A 14658-nucleotide genomic window follows, 5' to 3' on the forward strand; every position below is an offset into this window, starting at 1 on the left:
GGCGCCCCTCATCATGCCCAACGGCGATTGCCCTGGCCGTCGTGGTGATCGCCGGGCTCAGGCGCGCTCGGCGATGATCTCCTTCCACTTCGCCGGGCCGGTCTGGTGGACCGAAGTGCCGGCACTGTCCACCGCCACGGTGACCGGCATGTCTTCGATCTCGAATTCATAGATCGCTTCCATGCCGAGATCCTCGAAGCCGACGATACGCGCCTGCTTGATCGCCTGGGCCACCAGGTAGGCAGACCCTCCGACCGCCATCAGATAGACGGCCTGGTTGTCGCGGATCGCCTCGATGGCCGCTTCGCCACGCTCGGCCTTGCCGACCATGCCCAGCAGGCCGGTCTGCTCCAGCATGGTCCGAGTGAACTTGTCCATGCGGGTCGCAGTGGTCGGCCCCGCCGGGCCGACCACCTCGTCGCCGACCGGGTCCACCGGGCCCACGTAGTAGATGAAGCGTCCCTTGAGGTCCACGGGCAAAGGCTCACCCTTGGCGATCATGTCGACCATTCGCTTGTGGGCGGCATCGCGACCGGTCAACAGTTTGCCGTTGAGCAACAGGGTATCGCCGGGCTGCCAGGTCCGGATTTCGTCGGCGGTGATAGTGTCGAGATCGACGCGCTTGACGTTGTCGCCGGCCTCGCGTGTGATCTCCGGCCAATCCTCCAGCCTGGGGGCCGGCAGCGCAGCCGCACCGGTGCCATCCAGCGTGAAGTGTGCATGGCGCGTCGCCGCGCAGTTGGGAATGATCGCTACCGGCTTGTTGGCGGCGTGGGTCGGGTAGTCCTTGACCTTGATGTCCAGCACCGTGGTCAGCCCCCCCAGCCCCTGAGCGCCGATGCCGGTCCGATTGACCTTGTCATAGAGCTCGAGACGCAGTTCCTCGGCACGGCTCGATGGGCCACGTGCCTGGAGATCCTGGATATCGATGGGATCCAGCAGCGACTCCTTGGCCAGCTCCATGGCCTTCTCGGCGGTACCGCCGATGCCGATGCCCAGCATCCCGGGCGGGCACCAGCCAGCGCCCATCTTCGGCAACTGCTCGAGCACCCAGTCGACCACATTGTCGGAGGGGTTGAGCATGGCGAACTTGGACTTGGCCTCGCTCCCGCCGCCCTTGGCCGCCACATGCACTTCCACCGTGTCACCGGGCACCAACTTGTGATGGATCACCGCCGGGGTATTGTCGCGGGTATTCTGGCGCTTGCCGTCCGGGTCGGCCAGCACCGAGGCGCGCAGGACATTGTCCGGCAGCAGATAGGCCCGGCGTACACCCTCGTTGATCATGTCGTCGAGGCTCATGTCCGTCTCGAAGCGTACGTTCATGCCGACATGGACGAAGACGGTCACGATGCCCGTGTCCTGACAGATCGGGCGATGCCCGGTGGCGCACATCCGGGAATTGATCAGGATCTGGGCGATGGCATCCCGGGCGGCGGGATTCTCTTCCCGCTCGTAGGCCTCCGCCATGGCGTCGATGAAATCCTTGGGGTGGTAATAGGAAATATACTGCAGGGCGTCGGCGACACTCTGAATGAGGTCGTCCTGGCGAATCACGGTCATGAGCAAGTCGCTCCTTTGTGGGTCGACGCGCCCGCTTCTTTACCGACCCGAAACGCCGGCGGCGGGCTTCAAGGAACGCCCATCATACCGCAACCGCTTCCTTTCTGGCAGCTTGACACTACGGGAATCATCGGCTCCAGCGGGGAGACCGGACGCTCCGCCCCGCTCGCGCCCGAGGCATGATGCTGAATGTGATCTCGAGGCTCAGGCATCCCCCTTGGCGTGTCGAAAGATAACGGTATAAATCATGAAGAACGCATCAGTCTCGGACTCAACCCACTGCCAGCTGGCGTTCCTTGAGTTCATGCAGCCGATCCCGCAGCCGTGCCGCCTCTTCGAACTCGAGGTTCTGCGCCGCCTCGACCATGGCATCCTCCAGGCGTGTCACCTCCTTCTGCAGTTCTGCCGGTGACAGTGAGTCCGGATCGTAGATCGCCGAGCCCTCGGCCACTTTGCGCTCGGTCTTGCGACCCTTGCCCTTTCGCCCCGGGGCCTCGGCCGACTCGAGGATATCCGCCACCGAACGGGATACCGTCTCGGGCGTGATGCCATGTTCCTCGTTGTGAGCGAGCTGCTTGGCACGTCGACGTTCGGTCTCGTCGATGGCACGACGCATGGAATCGGTGACCCGATCACCATAGAGCACTGCCTTGCCATGGGCATTGCGCGCCGCCCGACCGATGGTCTGTATCAACGAGCGCTCGTTGCGCAAGAAGCCTTCCTTGTCGGCATCGAGTATCGCCACCAGCGAGACCTCGGGGATGTCCAGGCCCTCGCGCAACAGGTTGATCCCCACCAACACATCGAACTTGCCGAGCCTGAGGTCGCGGATGATCTCCACGCGCTCGACGGTATCGATGTCGGAGTGCAGGTATCGAACCCTGACATCGTGCTCATCCAGGTACTCGGTAAGGTCCTCGGCCATACGCTTGGTCAGGGTGGTGACCAGGACACGTTCTTCCACCGCACTGCGCGCTCGCACCTCCGACAACAGGTCGTCGACCTGGGTCGAGGCCGGCCGCACCTCGATCTCGGGGTCGAGCAGCCCGGTGGGACGCACCACCTGCTCCACCACCTGCCCGGCATGCTCGGCCTCGTAGGGACCGGGCGTCGCCGAGACGAAGACCGCCTGGGGGCAGATACGCTCCCATTCCTGGAAGGTCATGGGCCGGTTGTCCAGCGCCGAAGGCAAGCGGAAGCCATATTCCACCAGCGTTTCCTTGCGCGAGCGGTCGCCCTTGTACATGCCCCCGACCTGAGGAACGCTGACGTGGGACTCATCGATGAACAGCAAGGCATCCGCCGGCAGGTAATCGAAGAAGGTGGGCGGCGGCTCGCCGGGTGCCCGCCCGGACAGATAGCGGGAGTAGTTCTCGATGCCATTGCAGTAACCGAGCTCCAGCATCATTTCGATGTCGTAGAGCGAACGCTGCTCGAGTCGCTGTGCTTCGACCAGCTTGTCGTGTTGCCGCATCCAGGCCAGGCGCTCGGCCAGCTCCTCCTTGATCGAATCGATGGCGCCCATGATGGTTTCCCGCGGCGTCACGTAGTGCGTCTTGGGATAAATGGTCATGCGCGGCACCTTGCCCCGCACCTCACCGGTCAACGGGTCGAACAGGCTGATCTGGTCGATCTCGTCGTCGAACAGTTCGACCCGCACCGCCTCGTCCTCGGCATCCGCCGGGAAGATATCGATGACATCGCCGCGTACCCGGTAGGTCCCTCGCTTGAAATCCATGTCATTGCGGGTGTACTGGAGTTCGGCCAGGCGCCGCAGGAAGGCACGCTGGTCGATCAGTTCGCCACGATTGAAGTGCAGGCGCATCTTCAAATAGAGGTCTGGATCACCGAGGCCATAGATCGCCGACACCGAGACCACGATCAACGCATCGCGACGTTCGAGCAACGCCTTGGTGGCGGACAATCGCATCTGCTCGATATGATCGTTGATCGAGGCATCCTTCTCGATGAAGGTGTCCGAGGACGGCACATAGGCCTCGGGCTGATAGTAGTCGTAATAGGAAACGAAATACTCGACGGCGTTTTCAGGGAAGAACGCCTTGAACTCGCCATACAACTGGGCAGCCAGGGTCTTGTTCGGCGCCATGACGATGGTCGGGCGCTGCAGGCGCTCGACGACATTGGCCATGGTGAAGGTCTTGCCCGACCCGGTCACGCCCAGCAGGGTCTGGTGAGCCAGGCCGGCCTCGAGGCCATTGACCAGGCCGTCGATGGCCGCGGGTTGGTCCCCGGCAGGCTTGAACTTCGATTCCAGACGAAACGACTTGCTCATCGGTGCTCCCTGCTATAACGAATCGCCCGAGTCGGGCGGGCGTTTATTCCCCTGGTGACCGGACCCCATGACGGTCGAGGCATCCCGTCATGACGTGCGGCGCGTCGTGATCTCGACCTCGGACGTCGTCATCAGACGATGTATCGGGCACTTGTCGCTGATTTCCTCGAGCCGCTCCCGCTGCGTCTCGTCCAGGTCACCATGGAAGCGCATGATGACCTCGAGGCGATAGACACCGCGGGCCTCATCGCGTTCATCGCGGTTGACCGTGACCTCGACGCTCTCCAGCGGCCAGCCCTTGCGTCGTGCATACATTCGGGCCGTGATGGCCTTGCAGGCCCCCAGGGAGAGGTCGAAATAATCATGAGGGTCCGGCGCCAGGCCATCGCCCCCGTATGCCTCGGGCACATCGACGAGCAGATCCTCGAAACTCTCGATGGTGGCCCGCTCGCGCAATTGGCCATCCCGCTCGCTGCGTAGTCGTATGCTCATTCAGGATACCTCGATGCCCAGACCAAGCGACTGGATCGCCTCGATCAGTGCCTGACGACGCACATTGCCATCCACATCGGCGCCATGGCGCCCCACCTCGACACTCTCGACCCCGTCCAGCATCATCAGGGCGGTGGTGATGCGATTGACCTGATCGGCGTTCTCGACGCCCTTGAACCCCAGGGACAGCTGCGCCATGTATCCGGCTCCATTGACCTTCGAACATTGGCCTTCGAGTCTAGCATGACGCCCGTACGACTGACCCGCGACACTTGCATTCCCGCCGCCTCGCCCGCATCTCTTTCATCCGTACCCCTTAGGAAATGCTGTATAAACAGCCGAGCATAGTGAAGCTTCAGTGTTTCCCTTATGAACGCCGCGCATGGCAGATGTGACAAGGATCCCGACATGAACGACTGGATCGCTCGAACAGGCGGTCGTCTCGAAGACGGCGCCAGTGTCGTCTTCGAGACCTCCGAGCCGGCTCGCCGGGCACTGGACGGCCCGGTGATGACCCCTCTCGTCCACCTCGGCATCCTCGATGTCGTGGGCGATGGTGCCGAACGCTTTCTCCAGGGGCAGACCAGCGCCCAGCTCTCGCTGGTCGACGGCGATTTCGCCCCACTGGGATGCTTCTGCACGCCCAAGGGTCGTGTCCTGGCCAACGTCCAGGTGTGGCGCGTGGCACCGGGCCACTATCGCCTGTTGACCCACCACGAGCTCGTCGCCTCGCTGACCGAACACCTCGCCAAGTTCGCCCCCTTCTATCAGGTTGAACTGACGCCTCGCGATGACCTCGCCCTGATCGGCCTGTTCGGCCATGAAGCGCCGGCCGTCGCCGAAGCCCTTCTGGATGTGGCACCGCCTGGTGCCTGGCGCCAGGTCGACCGGGATGGCTGCCAGGTGATCGGACACCCCGGCCCAGTCCCTCGATTGCTGGTCTGCCTGCCGGCATCGGACGCCGAAGCAACCTGGTCGCGACTGGCCGCCCAGGTCACGCCGATCGATAGCGCCACCTGGCGCCTGCACGACATTCAGGCCGGGCTGGTCTGGCTGGATGCCGGCCAGCGCGACAGCTACCTGCCGCAGATGATCAACTGGGAAGCCCTGGGCGGCATCAGCTTCAAGAAAGGCTGCTACACCGGCCAGGAAGTCGTCGCACGAGCGCACTTCCGCGGCCAGGTCAAGAAGCGCCTGATGCGTGCCCAGCTCGACGGAGACCTCCTCCCCGAATCGGGCAGCGCCATCACGGATGCCGCCGAGAAGCGCCTCGGCGAAGTGGTCAGCGCCGAACTGGATGCCTATGGCCAAGCCGAGATTCTGGCGGTGATGAGCACCCGGGAGCCCAACGAGCCCTTGAGGGTGGCCGGCCAGAAGTTAAAGCTGCTCAAGCTTCCCTACCCCCTTGAGCGTCTCGACCCGGAGCAACTGGCGGAGAAGCACTGAGCAGGCGGCCTCAACCCAGGCCGAACAGCCGATTCGCCGTCGCCGAGCTGTCCGCCGCCACCCGCTCGAAAGGCTGGCCTCGCAGCTCGGCCACGACCCGGCATACCTCGGCCACCCGAGCTGGCTCGTTGCGCTCGCCCCGATGGCCGGCAAGCGGCATGTCGGGGCTGTCGGTCTCCAGTACATAGCCACCATCAGGCAACGCGGCCACGGCACGATGCAGCCGCCTGGCACGGTCATGCGTCACGGCCCCGCCCAGCCCCACCACGAACCCCAGCCGGCAAAAGGCCATGGCCTGTTCGGGAGAACCGGCGAAGGCATGGATCAACCCGCCAGCCGGAGACGCGAGCTGGCGTAGACGCTTGGCGACCTGGTCGTTGGCGCGCACGCAGTGAATGACCAAGGGCAGGTGCCGCTGTCTCGCCAAGCGTATCTGGGCATCGAACAGGCGCCATTGCGCGTCGAGCCTATCGACAAAACGCGCATCGATGCCGCACTCGCCCAGCGCCACCGCCCCGGGATGCCGATCCAGCGCCGCCGCCAAGGCCTCGACGTCACCTTCCCGGTGCTCGTCCATGAAGTAGGGATGCAGCCCCAGGCAGACACTGAGCTCGTCCCGCTCGCCCAGCGCCAGCACCCTGTCCCAGTATCGACGCTGGGTGCCCGGCACCACGACATGCCCGACGCCCGACGCCCGCGCACGCGCCAGCACCGCCTCGCGATCAGCGTCAAAATCGGGGAAATCCAGATGGCAATGGGCGTCGATAAGCATAGGCTGGAAGCTAGCATGAATCCCGACAGCATGGGGTCAAGGTTTTTTCTTTTCGCTTTCAGCACTCCTGTTGCGCGATATGTTGCTCAAAAACCCCTCACCCTCAAAATATTGCGTCATATACTTCTCAAAACCCACCACTCTGTCTTATTCTGAGCACCATACTGCTCAAAGCTGACCCTTATGAAACTGACCATTCAGATCCACCACCAGGCCGACTGGCGGGATGCGGCCCTGCTGGAGATACCCAATCCCGCCCAAGGCACCCGGGGTCCCGTTCGGCTCGGCTACCTTCAGGACTACGCCCTGGACTGGATGTTTCACGACGACGAGCATGCCTGCAGCCTGTCCCTCCCCGTCGAACTGATGATGACCCATGATGGGAGTCGATGGTTTGGCTTCCTGGAAGACATCATGCCGGCCGGCGCCAGCCGCCGCTACTGGATCGACCACCTGGGTCTGCAGGACCTTCCCCCCGGCGAGCAGGACAGCGCACTGCTGCGGCGTGGCACCATCGCCCCGGTCGGTAACCTGCGCATCCGCGAGGCGGTCCCACCACGGCCAGCCGGCAACGCGCTCGAGGCGCTGCGCTTCCCGATCGCGGACGTACTGGAACGACACACCGACTTTCTAGAATATGCCCAGCAGATGGGGGCCGCCAGCGGCGGGGCCACCGGCGCTGGCGGCGAGGCCCCCAAGCTGCTGGTGCGGCGCGCGCCGGGCGACAAGGTCTGGATCGACACCTGGCAGGATGACGCGATCACGCCGGATGCCCACTACCTGGTCAAGTTTCCACGGGGACGGCGCAGCGATGACGACTGCGACATCCTGCGCGCCGAGTACTACTATTACCGTGAACTGCATGCCCTGGGCATCGACACCATCCCCGCCGACGGGCTGGAACTCCGCGAGGGAGACCGTTATCCGTCGCTGTGGCTACCCCGCTTCGACGTCGGGTGGCATCAGGGTCGTCTGCACCGCCATGGTCTGGAGTCGGTCTATGCGCTGCTCGGCGTCGCTCCCGGAACTCACCTTCGCCACCCGGCAGTCATCCGCCGCCTGGTAATGCTACTGGAGGGGCAACAACGGGTTCGCGGGGGTAGCGCCCACTTCGATACCGCCGGCTTCGTCAGCGAATGGGTCAAGCGCGACCTGCTCAACCTGGCCTTCGGCAACTCCGACAATCATGGCCGCAACGCCGCGCTACTCAAGCGTCCCGAGAGCATCTGGCATGCCCCGGTCTACGACTTCGCGCCCATGAAGGCCGACCCGGAGGGCATCACCCGCACCACCCAGTGGGGACCCGAGCTGGAACGAGGTGGCGACGTCGACTGGCCGGCAGTCGCCGACCACCTGAGCGACTTGGTGGCGCCGGATCGGTTGATGGTCGAGCTGTGCGAACTGGGCGGCCGCCTACGCGGGCTGCGCGAGCGTCTGGCGAAACGCGGCGTGCCGGAGAGGATTCTCGACATGCCGGCGGTAGGCCTGACCGGTCTCGACCGCCGACTGGCGCGCTGGGGGCTGACATGAAGCCTCGGCTGCGCTCTCCAGACGAACGCCAGGCGGCGCTGCTCGAGCAACTGCACCTGCTGATCCGTGGCGAGACGACCGAAGGCCGCGTGCTGCGCACCCTGCGCCGCGAGGTTCTGGGGCTGACCCAGAAGGCCTACGCCGAGCGGGTCGGGGTCAGTCGGCGCACCCTGTCGGACATCGAGCGCAACGCGGGCAATGCGTCGATGGCGAGCCTGGACCGGGTCTTCCGGCCGCTGGGGCTGAGGGTCGGGCTTCTGCCGCGGCAGCCCGAACTGCTGGCGGCGCTGCTCGAAGACGTCTCGTCCTGACCAGCGGATGGCCGGGGTCAGGGCGTTTCCGGCAGCGTGTCGTGCCCTACTGAGCCGTCCACCCCAGATCGATGTTCCAACTGGCCCCCGTGACGGCACCGGCGGCATCGGATGCCAGGTAACCGACCAGCGAAGCGACCTCACCGGGGTCGATCAATCGTTTCACGGCGGCATTCTTGAGCATGATCTGCTCGATGACCTCCTGCTCTTCCATACCGTGCATCCGCGCCTGATCGGCGATCTGGTTGTCGACCAGCGGTGTCTTGACGTAGGCCGGACAGAGAGCATTGGCGGTGATGCCCTGCTCGCCTCCTTCGAGTGCCGCCGTCCTGGTCAGGCCGATCATGCCATGCTTGGCGCTGACATAGGCCGCCTTGCCGGGCGATGCGACCTGGGCATGCACCGACGCAATGTTGATGATGCGCCCCCAGCCATTCTCTCGCATGGAAGGCCAGGCGGCCTGGGTCAGCAGGAAGGGCGCGGTCAGCATCAAGTCGATGATGTGCCGCCACTTGTCCTCGGGAAAGGTCTCGATGGGCGAGACATGCTGGATGCCGGCGTTATTGACCAGGATATCGAGATGACCGAAACGCTGTATCGCATCCTGCACCGCGGCGCGGCAGGCGTCTCCATCGGTGAGATCGGCCTGATGGAAGGCAGCACCGGCACGTTCGGCGACGTCTTCGCCGGCCGGATTGAAGTCCACGGCCAGTACCTGGATCCCCTGCTCGCAGAAGTGGCGGACCACCGCCTCACCGATACCACTGCTGGTGCCGGTGACCAGGGCGACGCGGGGTGTCGGGGCATTGCCATTCATGACGACTCCTCATTCATAACGACGGCTCGGAAGACTGTACAAGAGATGCTGATCAAGAAAACGCATGACGAACTGTCGTCACGCACACGGAAAACGACATCAGCATAGGGCAAAGCCCGTTGACCTGCCTATCATGCACGAGGATCGACATTCGACAGCCGGAACGTGATACAGGACACTGACGTAACGAGATACCGACGCCGAGGAGCCAGCGACCATGACCCCCGAGCAACGACTGGAAATCGCCGAGGACATTGCCCGGCAGGCCGGCCGCATGATCCGCGACGCACGCGCGGACCAGGATTTCGGCCAGCGCTACAAGGATGGGCAGGAGTTGGTGACCGACGCCGATGTCGAGGTGGATACCTATATCAGCGAACGACTCGCATCCGACTTTCCCGACGAGCAGCGCCTCAGCGAGGAACTGGCTCCGGACCGAGAGGCGCTGGAAGCCCCCCGGGCACTCTGGGTGGTGGACCCTATCGACGGCACCGTCAACTTCGCCCATGGGCTTCGCCATGTGGCTGTCTCCATCGGCTGGGCCAGCGGCGGACATCTGCGTCTCGGCGTGGTGCACGCTCCCTTCCTCGACGAGACCTACACGGCATTGGCCGGTCATGGCGCCTGGTGCAACGGCGAACCGATCCAGGCCAGCCGGTCACCGCAGCTCGAACGGGCTCTGGTGGGTACCGGCTTTCCATACCGACGTGACAGCCGTCCACCATTGATGCGCCGCCTGATGGCCGTGTTGACCCATTGCCAGGATGTGCGTCGCAATGGCTCGGCCGCCCTCGACCTATGCGATGTCGCCTGCGGCCGGCTGGATGCCTACTACGAAAGTGTCTCTCCCTGGGACTTCGCCGCCGGACTGCTGATCGCCCGGGAAGCCGGCGCCCGGACCGGCCACCTCTACCCTGGTCCGGGCGGCATCCCCGAGGATCTCTACGGCGAGAACCTGCTGGTCAGCAGCCCCGGACTGCACGACGAACTGGGCGATCTACTGCGCCGCGCCGATGCCAGTGAGCTTTCATCCTGGTGACGGCCGATAGCCTGGCACAATGATGACCTTTCGGCGGTGCTATTGGCCAAATGCCGACCGCTCGGTCACAATATCGACCGACTCCCTCGATCCATTTCATTCATGCATCCCGCGATGCAAGGAGACAGCTGATGTTCGTCGTCATCTTCGGCCGCCCCGCCTGCCCGTTCTGCGTCCGCGCCCAGGCACTCGCCGAAAAGCTGGAAAGCGCCGGCGCCATCGATGGCTTTCGCTACGTGGATATCCACGAGGAAGGCATCACCAAGGCCGACATGGAAAAGACCATCGGCAAGCCAGTGACGACGGTGCCCCAGATCTTTGCCGATCAGACGCACATCGGCGGTTTCACCGAGTTCGATCAGTACGTCACCGAACAGGGACTCTTGGCCACCACCACGCAATGAGCATGGCCATCTCGAGAAAGGCCGTCTGTACAGGCGGCCTTTTTTTGCCGGTGCCCTAGTCGAAACGCGTTGAAGCCGTCCCCATCCCCCTGCCCCCCTCGTTGAATCTCCCCACACCGAAGCCGTTTACAATCTTCATATTCGAGCACCGGGGAAAGCGCATCAGCGTTTCGCGGGCGTTTGGCAGCGGCCAGGAGAGCCTCTGATCATGCAGCCCGAAATGTGACCGTCACGGACGACGGCACAGAATCGCAGCGCTTTCGGAACCGCACAGGGCGTCGGCATTAAGGATCGAAGATGCAACGGGAAGCGCTTATCCAGCAATTGTGGCTGGATTATGTTCACCACCAGCCGGATATCGGCGGTCTGCGTCTCTGGCCGGTGACGGCGAGAGCAGAGTATCTGACCCTGCTCACGCTCAGTCACGGTCCCTGGGCCATGGAAGCGCTACTGCCGATCCTGGCGGAACACGGCTACCAACCCCGTCACCGCTATGCGATGGCCGACCGCGGCCTGCTGGTCACGCTGCTGGAGCCGACCGACCCGGTGGCCCCCTGGCTGGTACTTGCCGAACTGCAACTGGGTACTCTGTCTCGCCGTCCCAGGGAGCGCCTGCGTCGACTCGTCGACCGCGCCGATACCCCCCCCGAATCATTGTCCTGCGGAGGACGCCCATGGCCCATGCCGAGCTGGGATGACTATCGTGCTCTGGCGGACGCGCATCCACTGGCAGGCTGGCTCGCGGTAATGGGTACCCGTGTCCATCACACGGGATTCGACTGCCGTCATCTCGACCACGATATCGAACATCTCGACGAGCGGCTGCGTCAGACCGGTTTTTCCGGCGACGCCGACCGCCATCGCGGCATCTTTCCTGTCTCGCCGCTGCTCGATTACCGCTTTTACGCGACCCATTCGCAACGTCTGCCCTTCGCCGACGGCGACCTCCACCGTATCCCGCTGGGGGGACTGGCACTGGTACAGAAACGGGTCAATGCCAACCAGGAGCGCAGCGTCGAACTGCTCCTGCCACACCATACCCTCTGCGAACTGGATTGATGGTACCCCGCGCCTGATCCTCCCGGTGTCGATGCAGCGCATCACGTCCATCCACAGTTTCTGTGGATAACGCTGTGAATCGCCCTGGTAGAAACACTCATGGGGGGCTTGCCGGCGCCCCCTGACTCGAAATGGTCAGATTTTCGACAAGCAGATCGTCGGACGGCCCCGAAGGGCCGTCGTCGGCATGGCTCAGTCGACGAAGGTCATCTCAGGCACATGCTCGGGCACCACCAGCTGCCCGGCGGTCTTTTCCTGGATCTCTTCGACGCTGACCCCCGGGGCGCGTTCCTTGAGCACGAAGGCGCCACCCTCGATCTCCAGGTAGGCCAGATCGGTCAGCACGCGATTGATGCAGCCGGCGCCGGTCAGCGGCAGGGTGCACTGTTCGAGCAGCTTCGATTCACCGTGCTTGGAGGCATGGGTCATGGTGCAGATGATGTTCTCGGCCCCGGCCACCAGGTCCATGGCGCCGCCCATGCCCTTGATCAGCTTGCCGGGAATCATCCAGGAAGCGATGTTGCCGTGTTGATCGATCTCGAAGGCGCCGAGCACGGTGAGATCGACATGTCCGCCGCGGATCATCGCGAAGGATTCCGCCGAGGAGAAGATCGCCGCGCCGGGGCGCGCGGTGACGGTCTGCTTGCCGGCATTGATCATGTCCGGATCGAGTTCCTCCTCGGTGGGAAAGCGCCCCATGCCGAGCAGGCCGTTCTCGGATTGCAGCATGACGTCGATGTCGTCGGGGACGTAGTTGGCCACCAGGGTCGGGATACCGATGCCCAGGTTGACGTAGAAACCGTCCTCGAGTTCGCGCGCCACGCGCCTTGCCATCTGTTCGCGAGTCAGTGCCATCTTGATGCCTCTTGTATCTTGTAAGGGGTGAGGGAGTTCCCCGGCCTCGGGCTGGATGAGCGCCGGGGACAAGGCGGAGCGAGGGTCTTTTGCCATGGATGGCAAAAGTAGCGCCCAAGGATGGGTTTACAGCGCCCTCGCGAAGACTTGTCGCCGGAAAAGCTCATTTCTTGACGGGTCGAAAGAGCTCTCAGCCCTGGTGCACGGTGCGCTTCTCGATACGCTTCTCGAAGCTGCCCTGAATGATCCGGTCGACATAGATCCCCGGGGTATGGATCTGATCGGGCCGCAGCTCGCCGGGCTCGACGATCTCTTCCACCTCGACCACGGTGACACGGCCAGCGGTGGCAGCCAGCGGATTGAAGTTCTGAGCCGTGTCCCGGTAGACGACATTGCCGTAACGATCAGCTTTCCAGCCCTTGACGATGGCGAAGTCGCCGACCACCGACTCCTCGAGGATACAAGGGCGGCCATTGAACTCGCGGACTTCCTTGCCCTCGCCGATGGGCGTGCCATAACCGGTAGCGGTATAGAAGGCGGGAATGCCCGCGCCACCGGCCCGCATCTTTTCGGCCAGGGTCCCCTGGGGGGTGAGCACGACCTCGATCTCGCCTTCCAGCATCTGCTGTTCGAAGAGCGCGTTCTCGCCCACGTAGGACGCGTGGATAGCGCGGATCTGCCTGTCTTCGAGCAGAACCCCGAGGCCAAAGCCGTCGACACCGCAGTTGTTGGAGTAGACCGTCAGGTCCTTGGCGCCGCGTCGCTTGATCTCGTTGATCAGGTTCTCGGGGATGCCGCACAGCCCGAAGCCGCCGGCGATGAGGGTCATGCCACTCTCGAGGCCGGCCATCGCCGCCTCATAGGAATCTACACGCTTGTCGAATCCGGCCATATCGGTGCCTCGATGATTGCCAGGGAATGGTGGGAGCACTGCAACGTTGTCGGCGTTCCGTCCTCACGAAACCTTCGTCCTGCAGTGTCATGGGCAAGCCATCTATTTGTTAAGTTTGTTTTTCTTATCATTTATTTGTTAAAACAAATAAATCACATCGCCATGAGGCGCCCATCATGACCGTCAAGCAGCTCCGGGCCTTTCTCGCCGTGGCCCAGACCCTCAGCTTCACCCAGGCCTGTGAGCGGCTTCACCTCTCGCAACCGGCACTCAGCCTGACCATCAAGGGACTCGAGGACACGCTCGGCGGACGGCTGCTCAACCGCAGCACACGCAGCGTGCGCCTGACCCCGGAGGGCGAGACGCTGCTGCCGCTGGCCAAGCGCCTGCTGGCCGACTGGGACAACACCGAGGAAATGTTGCGCCAACGCTTCACATTGCGACTCGGCAGTGTGGCGGTAGCCGCCATGCCCTCCTTCGCCGGAAACCAGCTCCCTGCCTTGCTGGCCAGCTTTCGCCAGCGTCATCCCGGTATCAATGTCACCGTGCATGATGTGATCAACGAAGATGTCATCGACATGGTCCGCCAGGGACGCGTCGAACTGGGGATTGCCTTCGAGCCCGAAGCCAGCGAAACGCTATGGGTCGACCCTCTCTTCGTGGACCGCTTCGTCGCCGTCGTGCCCGCCGATTCCCCGCTCGCCGACCGCGATGACCTCGACTGGACCCAGCTGTTGACGCAGGATTTCATCACCTTGCAACGTCCCTCCATGGTGCGGCGGATGCTCGAACGTCGCCTCGCCGATGACGGCATTTCACTGGCAGTGGCCTTCGAGAGCCATCAGTTGACCACGGTGGGACGCATGGTGGCCGATGGCCTGGGGGTCAGCGCCGTACCATCGCTGTGTATCGATCAGATGCACGAGCTCGGTGCACGCTGCCTGCCACTGCATTCCCCAATCATCGAACGGCCGGTCGGCGTACTCTCGCCGAGAACCGGTGAGCTCTCGGTGGCCGCCCAGGCACTGCGCAACGTGCTTCGCGATGGCGTCACGCCGCCGACGCTGGCGACCCCGGGGACCCGGCGCTGAATGCCATCGCCTGTATCACCTCCCCATGACGCGATCGACACGCTCAGGCTGCTAAGCTTGGGAAACGCTGAATAAATCGCCGGCGCCCGCCGCC

General features: G+C 63.7%; 15 protein-coding genes. 7 read left to right on the forward strand and 8 right to left on the reverse strand.

Going from position 1 to position 14658, the window contains the following annotated elements; genetic code table 11:
• Positions 1–57: 57 nt before the first annotated feature.
• The 4 genes from RSO41_RS03685 to RSO41_RS03700 all read right to left on the reverse strand — a co-directional run bounded on the left by RSO41_RS03685 (position 58) and on the right by RSO41_RS03700 (position 4546).
• Positions 58–1563, reverse strand: a complete 1506-nt coding sequence (locus RSO41_RS03685) for a fumarate hydratase (protein WP_315617722.1) — start codon at positions 1561–1563, stop codon at positions 58–60.
• A 271-nt stretch (positions 1564–1834) separates the two neighbouring features.
• A complete protein-coding gene (uvrB, locus tag RSO41_RS03690; RefSeq protein WP_315617723.1) occupies positions 1835–3856 on the reverse strand; it encodes an excinuclease ABC subunit UvrB in 2022 nt (673 codons plus the stop codon).
• Positions 3857–3943: 87 nt separating this feature from the next.
• Complete coding sequence (locus RSO41_RS03695) at positions 3944–4348, reverse strand: OsmC family protein (protein WP_315617724.1); 405 nt, start codon at positions 4346–4348, stop codon at positions 3944–3946.
• Complete coding sequence (locus RSO41_RS03700) at positions 4349–4546, reverse strand: hypothetical protein (protein WP_315617725.1); 198 nt, start codon at positions 4544–4546, stop codon at positions 4349–4351. It lies immediately after the preceding gene.
• Positions 4547–4756: 210 nt separating this feature from the next.
• On the opposite strand from RSO41_RS03700, the gene RSO41_RS03705 reads away from it, so the two are divergent.
• Positions 4757–5794, forward strand: coding sequence for a folate-binding protein (locus RSO41_RS03705; protein WP_315617726.1), 1038 nt, complete (start codon positions 4757–4759; stop codon positions 5792–5794).
• Between the two features lie 10 nt (positions 5795–5804).
• On the opposite strand, the gene RSO41_RS03710 is transcribed toward RSO41_RS03705, so the two are convergent.
• Complete coding sequence (locus tag RSO41_RS03710; RefSeq protein WP_315617727.1) at positions 5805–6566, reverse strand: TatD family hydrolase; 762 nt, start codon at positions 6564–6566, stop codon at positions 5805–5807.
• A 183-nt stretch (positions 6567–6749) separates the two neighbouring features.
• On the opposite strand from RSO41_RS03710, the gene RSO41_RS03715 reads away from it, so the two are divergent.
• On the forward strand, positions 6750–8096 hold the full coding sequence (locus RSO41_RS03715; RefSeq protein ID WP_315617728.1) for a type II toxin-antitoxin system HipA family toxin: 1347 nt from the start codon (positions 6750–6752) through the stop codon (positions 8094–8096).
• A complete protein-coding gene (locus tag RSO41_RS03720; protein ID WP_315617729.1) occupies positions 8093–8407 on the forward strand; it encodes a helix-turn-helix transcriptional regulator in 315 nt (104 codons plus the stop codon). The genes RSO41_RS03715 and RSO41_RS03720 overlap by 4 nt, the downstream gene beginning before the upstream one ends.
• A 46-nt stretch (positions 8408–8453) precedes the next feature.
• Here RSO41_RS03720 and RSO41_RS03725 read toward each other — a convergent pair whose 3' ends face one another.
• Entirely contained in the window at positions 8454–9224 is a 771-nt protein-coding gene (locus tag RSO41_RS03725; protein ID WP_315617730.1) for a 3-hydroxybutyrate dehydrogenase, read from the reverse strand.
• Positions 9225–9441: 217 nt separating this feature from the next.
• Here RSO41_RS03725 and RSO41_RS03730 point away from each other — a divergent pair, with 217 nt between their 5' ends.
• From RSO41_RS03730 to RSO41_RS03740, 3 genes are all read left to right on the forward strand, one after another.
• Entirely contained in the window at positions 9442–10263 is an 822-nt protein-coding gene (locus RSO41_RS03730; RefSeq protein ID WP_315617731.1) for an inositol monophosphatase family protein, read from the forward strand.
• Positions 10264–10394: 131 nt separating this feature from the next.
• Complete coding sequence (locus RSO41_RS03735; RefSeq protein WP_315617732.1) at positions 10395–10667, forward strand: GrxA family glutaredoxin; 273 nt, start codon at positions 10395–10397, stop codon at positions 10665–10667.
• Positions 10668–10964: 297 nt separating this feature from the next.
• A complete protein-coding gene (locus RSO41_RS03740; protein WP_315617733.1) occupies positions 10965–11726 on the forward strand; it encodes a DUF1338 domain-containing protein in 762 nt (253 codons plus the stop codon).
• A gap of 192 nt (positions 11727–11918) precedes the next feature.
• On the opposite strand, the gene RSO41_RS03745 is transcribed toward RSO41_RS03740, so the two are convergent.
• Together RSO41_RS03745 and RSO41_RS03750 are read right to left on the reverse strand one after the other, a co-directional pair.
• Positions 11919–12581, reverse strand: coding sequence for a CoA transferase subunit B (locus tag RSO41_RS03745; RefSeq protein ID WP_315617734.1), 663 nt, complete (start codon positions 12579–12581; stop codon positions 11919–11921).
• A gap of 190 nt (positions 12582–12771) precedes the next feature.
• A complete protein-coding gene (locus RSO41_RS03750) occupies positions 12772–13473 on the reverse strand; it encodes a CoA transferase subunit A (protein WP_315617735.1) in 702 nt (233 codons plus the stop codon).
• A 176-nt stretch (positions 13474–13649) separates the two neighbouring features.
• On the opposite strand from RSO41_RS03750, the gene RSO41_RS03755 reads away from it, so the two are divergent.
• Complete coding sequence (locus RSO41_RS03755) at positions 13650–14564, forward strand: LysR family transcriptional regulator (RefSeq protein WP_315617736.1); 915 nt, start codon at positions 13650–13652, stop codon at positions 14562–14564.
• The last annotated feature ends 94 nt before the right edge of the window (positions 14565–14658 follow it).

The organism is Halomonas sp. I1, assembly GCF_032334135.1.
Classification (GTDB): domain Bacteria; phylum Pseudomonadota; class Gammaproteobacteria; order Pseudomonadales; family Halomonadaceae; genus Halomonas.

Coding starts and splice junctions, on each gene's coding strand:
- RSO41_RS03685 (WP_315617722.1), bottom strand. CDS start 1,563: ATGACCGTGATTCGCCAGGACGACCTCATTCAGAGTGTCGCCGACGCC.
- uvrB (WP_315617723.1), bottom strand. CDS start 3,856: ATGAGCAAGTCGTTTCGTCTGGAATCGAAGTTCAAGCCTGCCGGGGAC.
- RSO41_RS03695 (WP_315617724.1), bottom strand. CDS start 4,348: ATGAGCATACGACTACGCAGCGAGCGGGATGGCCAATTGCGCGAGCGG.
- RSO41_RS03700 (WP_315617725.1), bottom strand. CDS start 4,546: ATGGCGCAGCTGTCCCTGGGGTTCAAGGGCGTCGAGAACGCCGATCAG.
- RSO41_RS03705 (WP_315617726.1), top strand. CDS start 4,757: ATGAACGACTGGATCGCTCGAACAGGCGGTCGTCTCGAAGACGGCGCC.
- RSO41_RS03710 (WP_315617727.1), bottom strand. CDS start 6,566: ATGCTTATCGACGCCCATTGCCATCTGGATTTCCCCGATTTTGACGCT.
- RSO41_RS03715 (WP_315617728.1), top strand. CDS start 6,750: ATGAAACTGACCATTCAGATCCACCACCAGGCCGACTGGCGGGATGCG.
- RSO41_RS03720 (WP_315617729.1), top strand. CDS start 8,093: ATGAAGCCTCGGCTGCGCTCTCCAGACGAACGCCAGGCGGCGCTGCTC.
- RSO41_RS03725 (WP_315617730.1), bottom strand. CDS start 9,224: ATGAATGGCAATGCCCCGACACCCCGCGTCGCCCTGGTCACCGGCACC.
- RSO41_RS03730 (WP_315617731.1), top strand. CDS start 9,442: ATGACCCCCGAGCAACGACTGGAAATCGCCGAGGACATTGCCCGGCAG.
- RSO41_RS03735 (WP_315617732.1), top strand. CDS start 10,395: ATGTTCGTCGTCATCTTCGGCCGCCCCGCCTGCCCGTTCTGCGTCCGC.
- RSO41_RS03740 (WP_315617733.1), top strand. CDS start 10,965: ATGCAACGGGAAGCGCTTATCCAGCAATTGTGGCTGGATTATGTTCAC.
- RSO41_RS03745 (WP_315617734.1), bottom strand. CDS start 12,581: ATGGCACTGACTCGCGAACAGATGGCAAGGCGCGTGGCGCGCGAACTC.
- RSO41_RS03750 (WP_315617735.1), bottom strand. CDS start 13,473: ATGGCCGGATTCGACAAGCGTGTAGATTCCTATGAGGCGGCGATGGCC.
- RSO41_RS03755 (WP_315617736.1), top strand. CDS start 13,650: ATGACCGTCAAGCAGCTCCGGGCCTTTCTCGCCGTGGCCCAGACCCTC.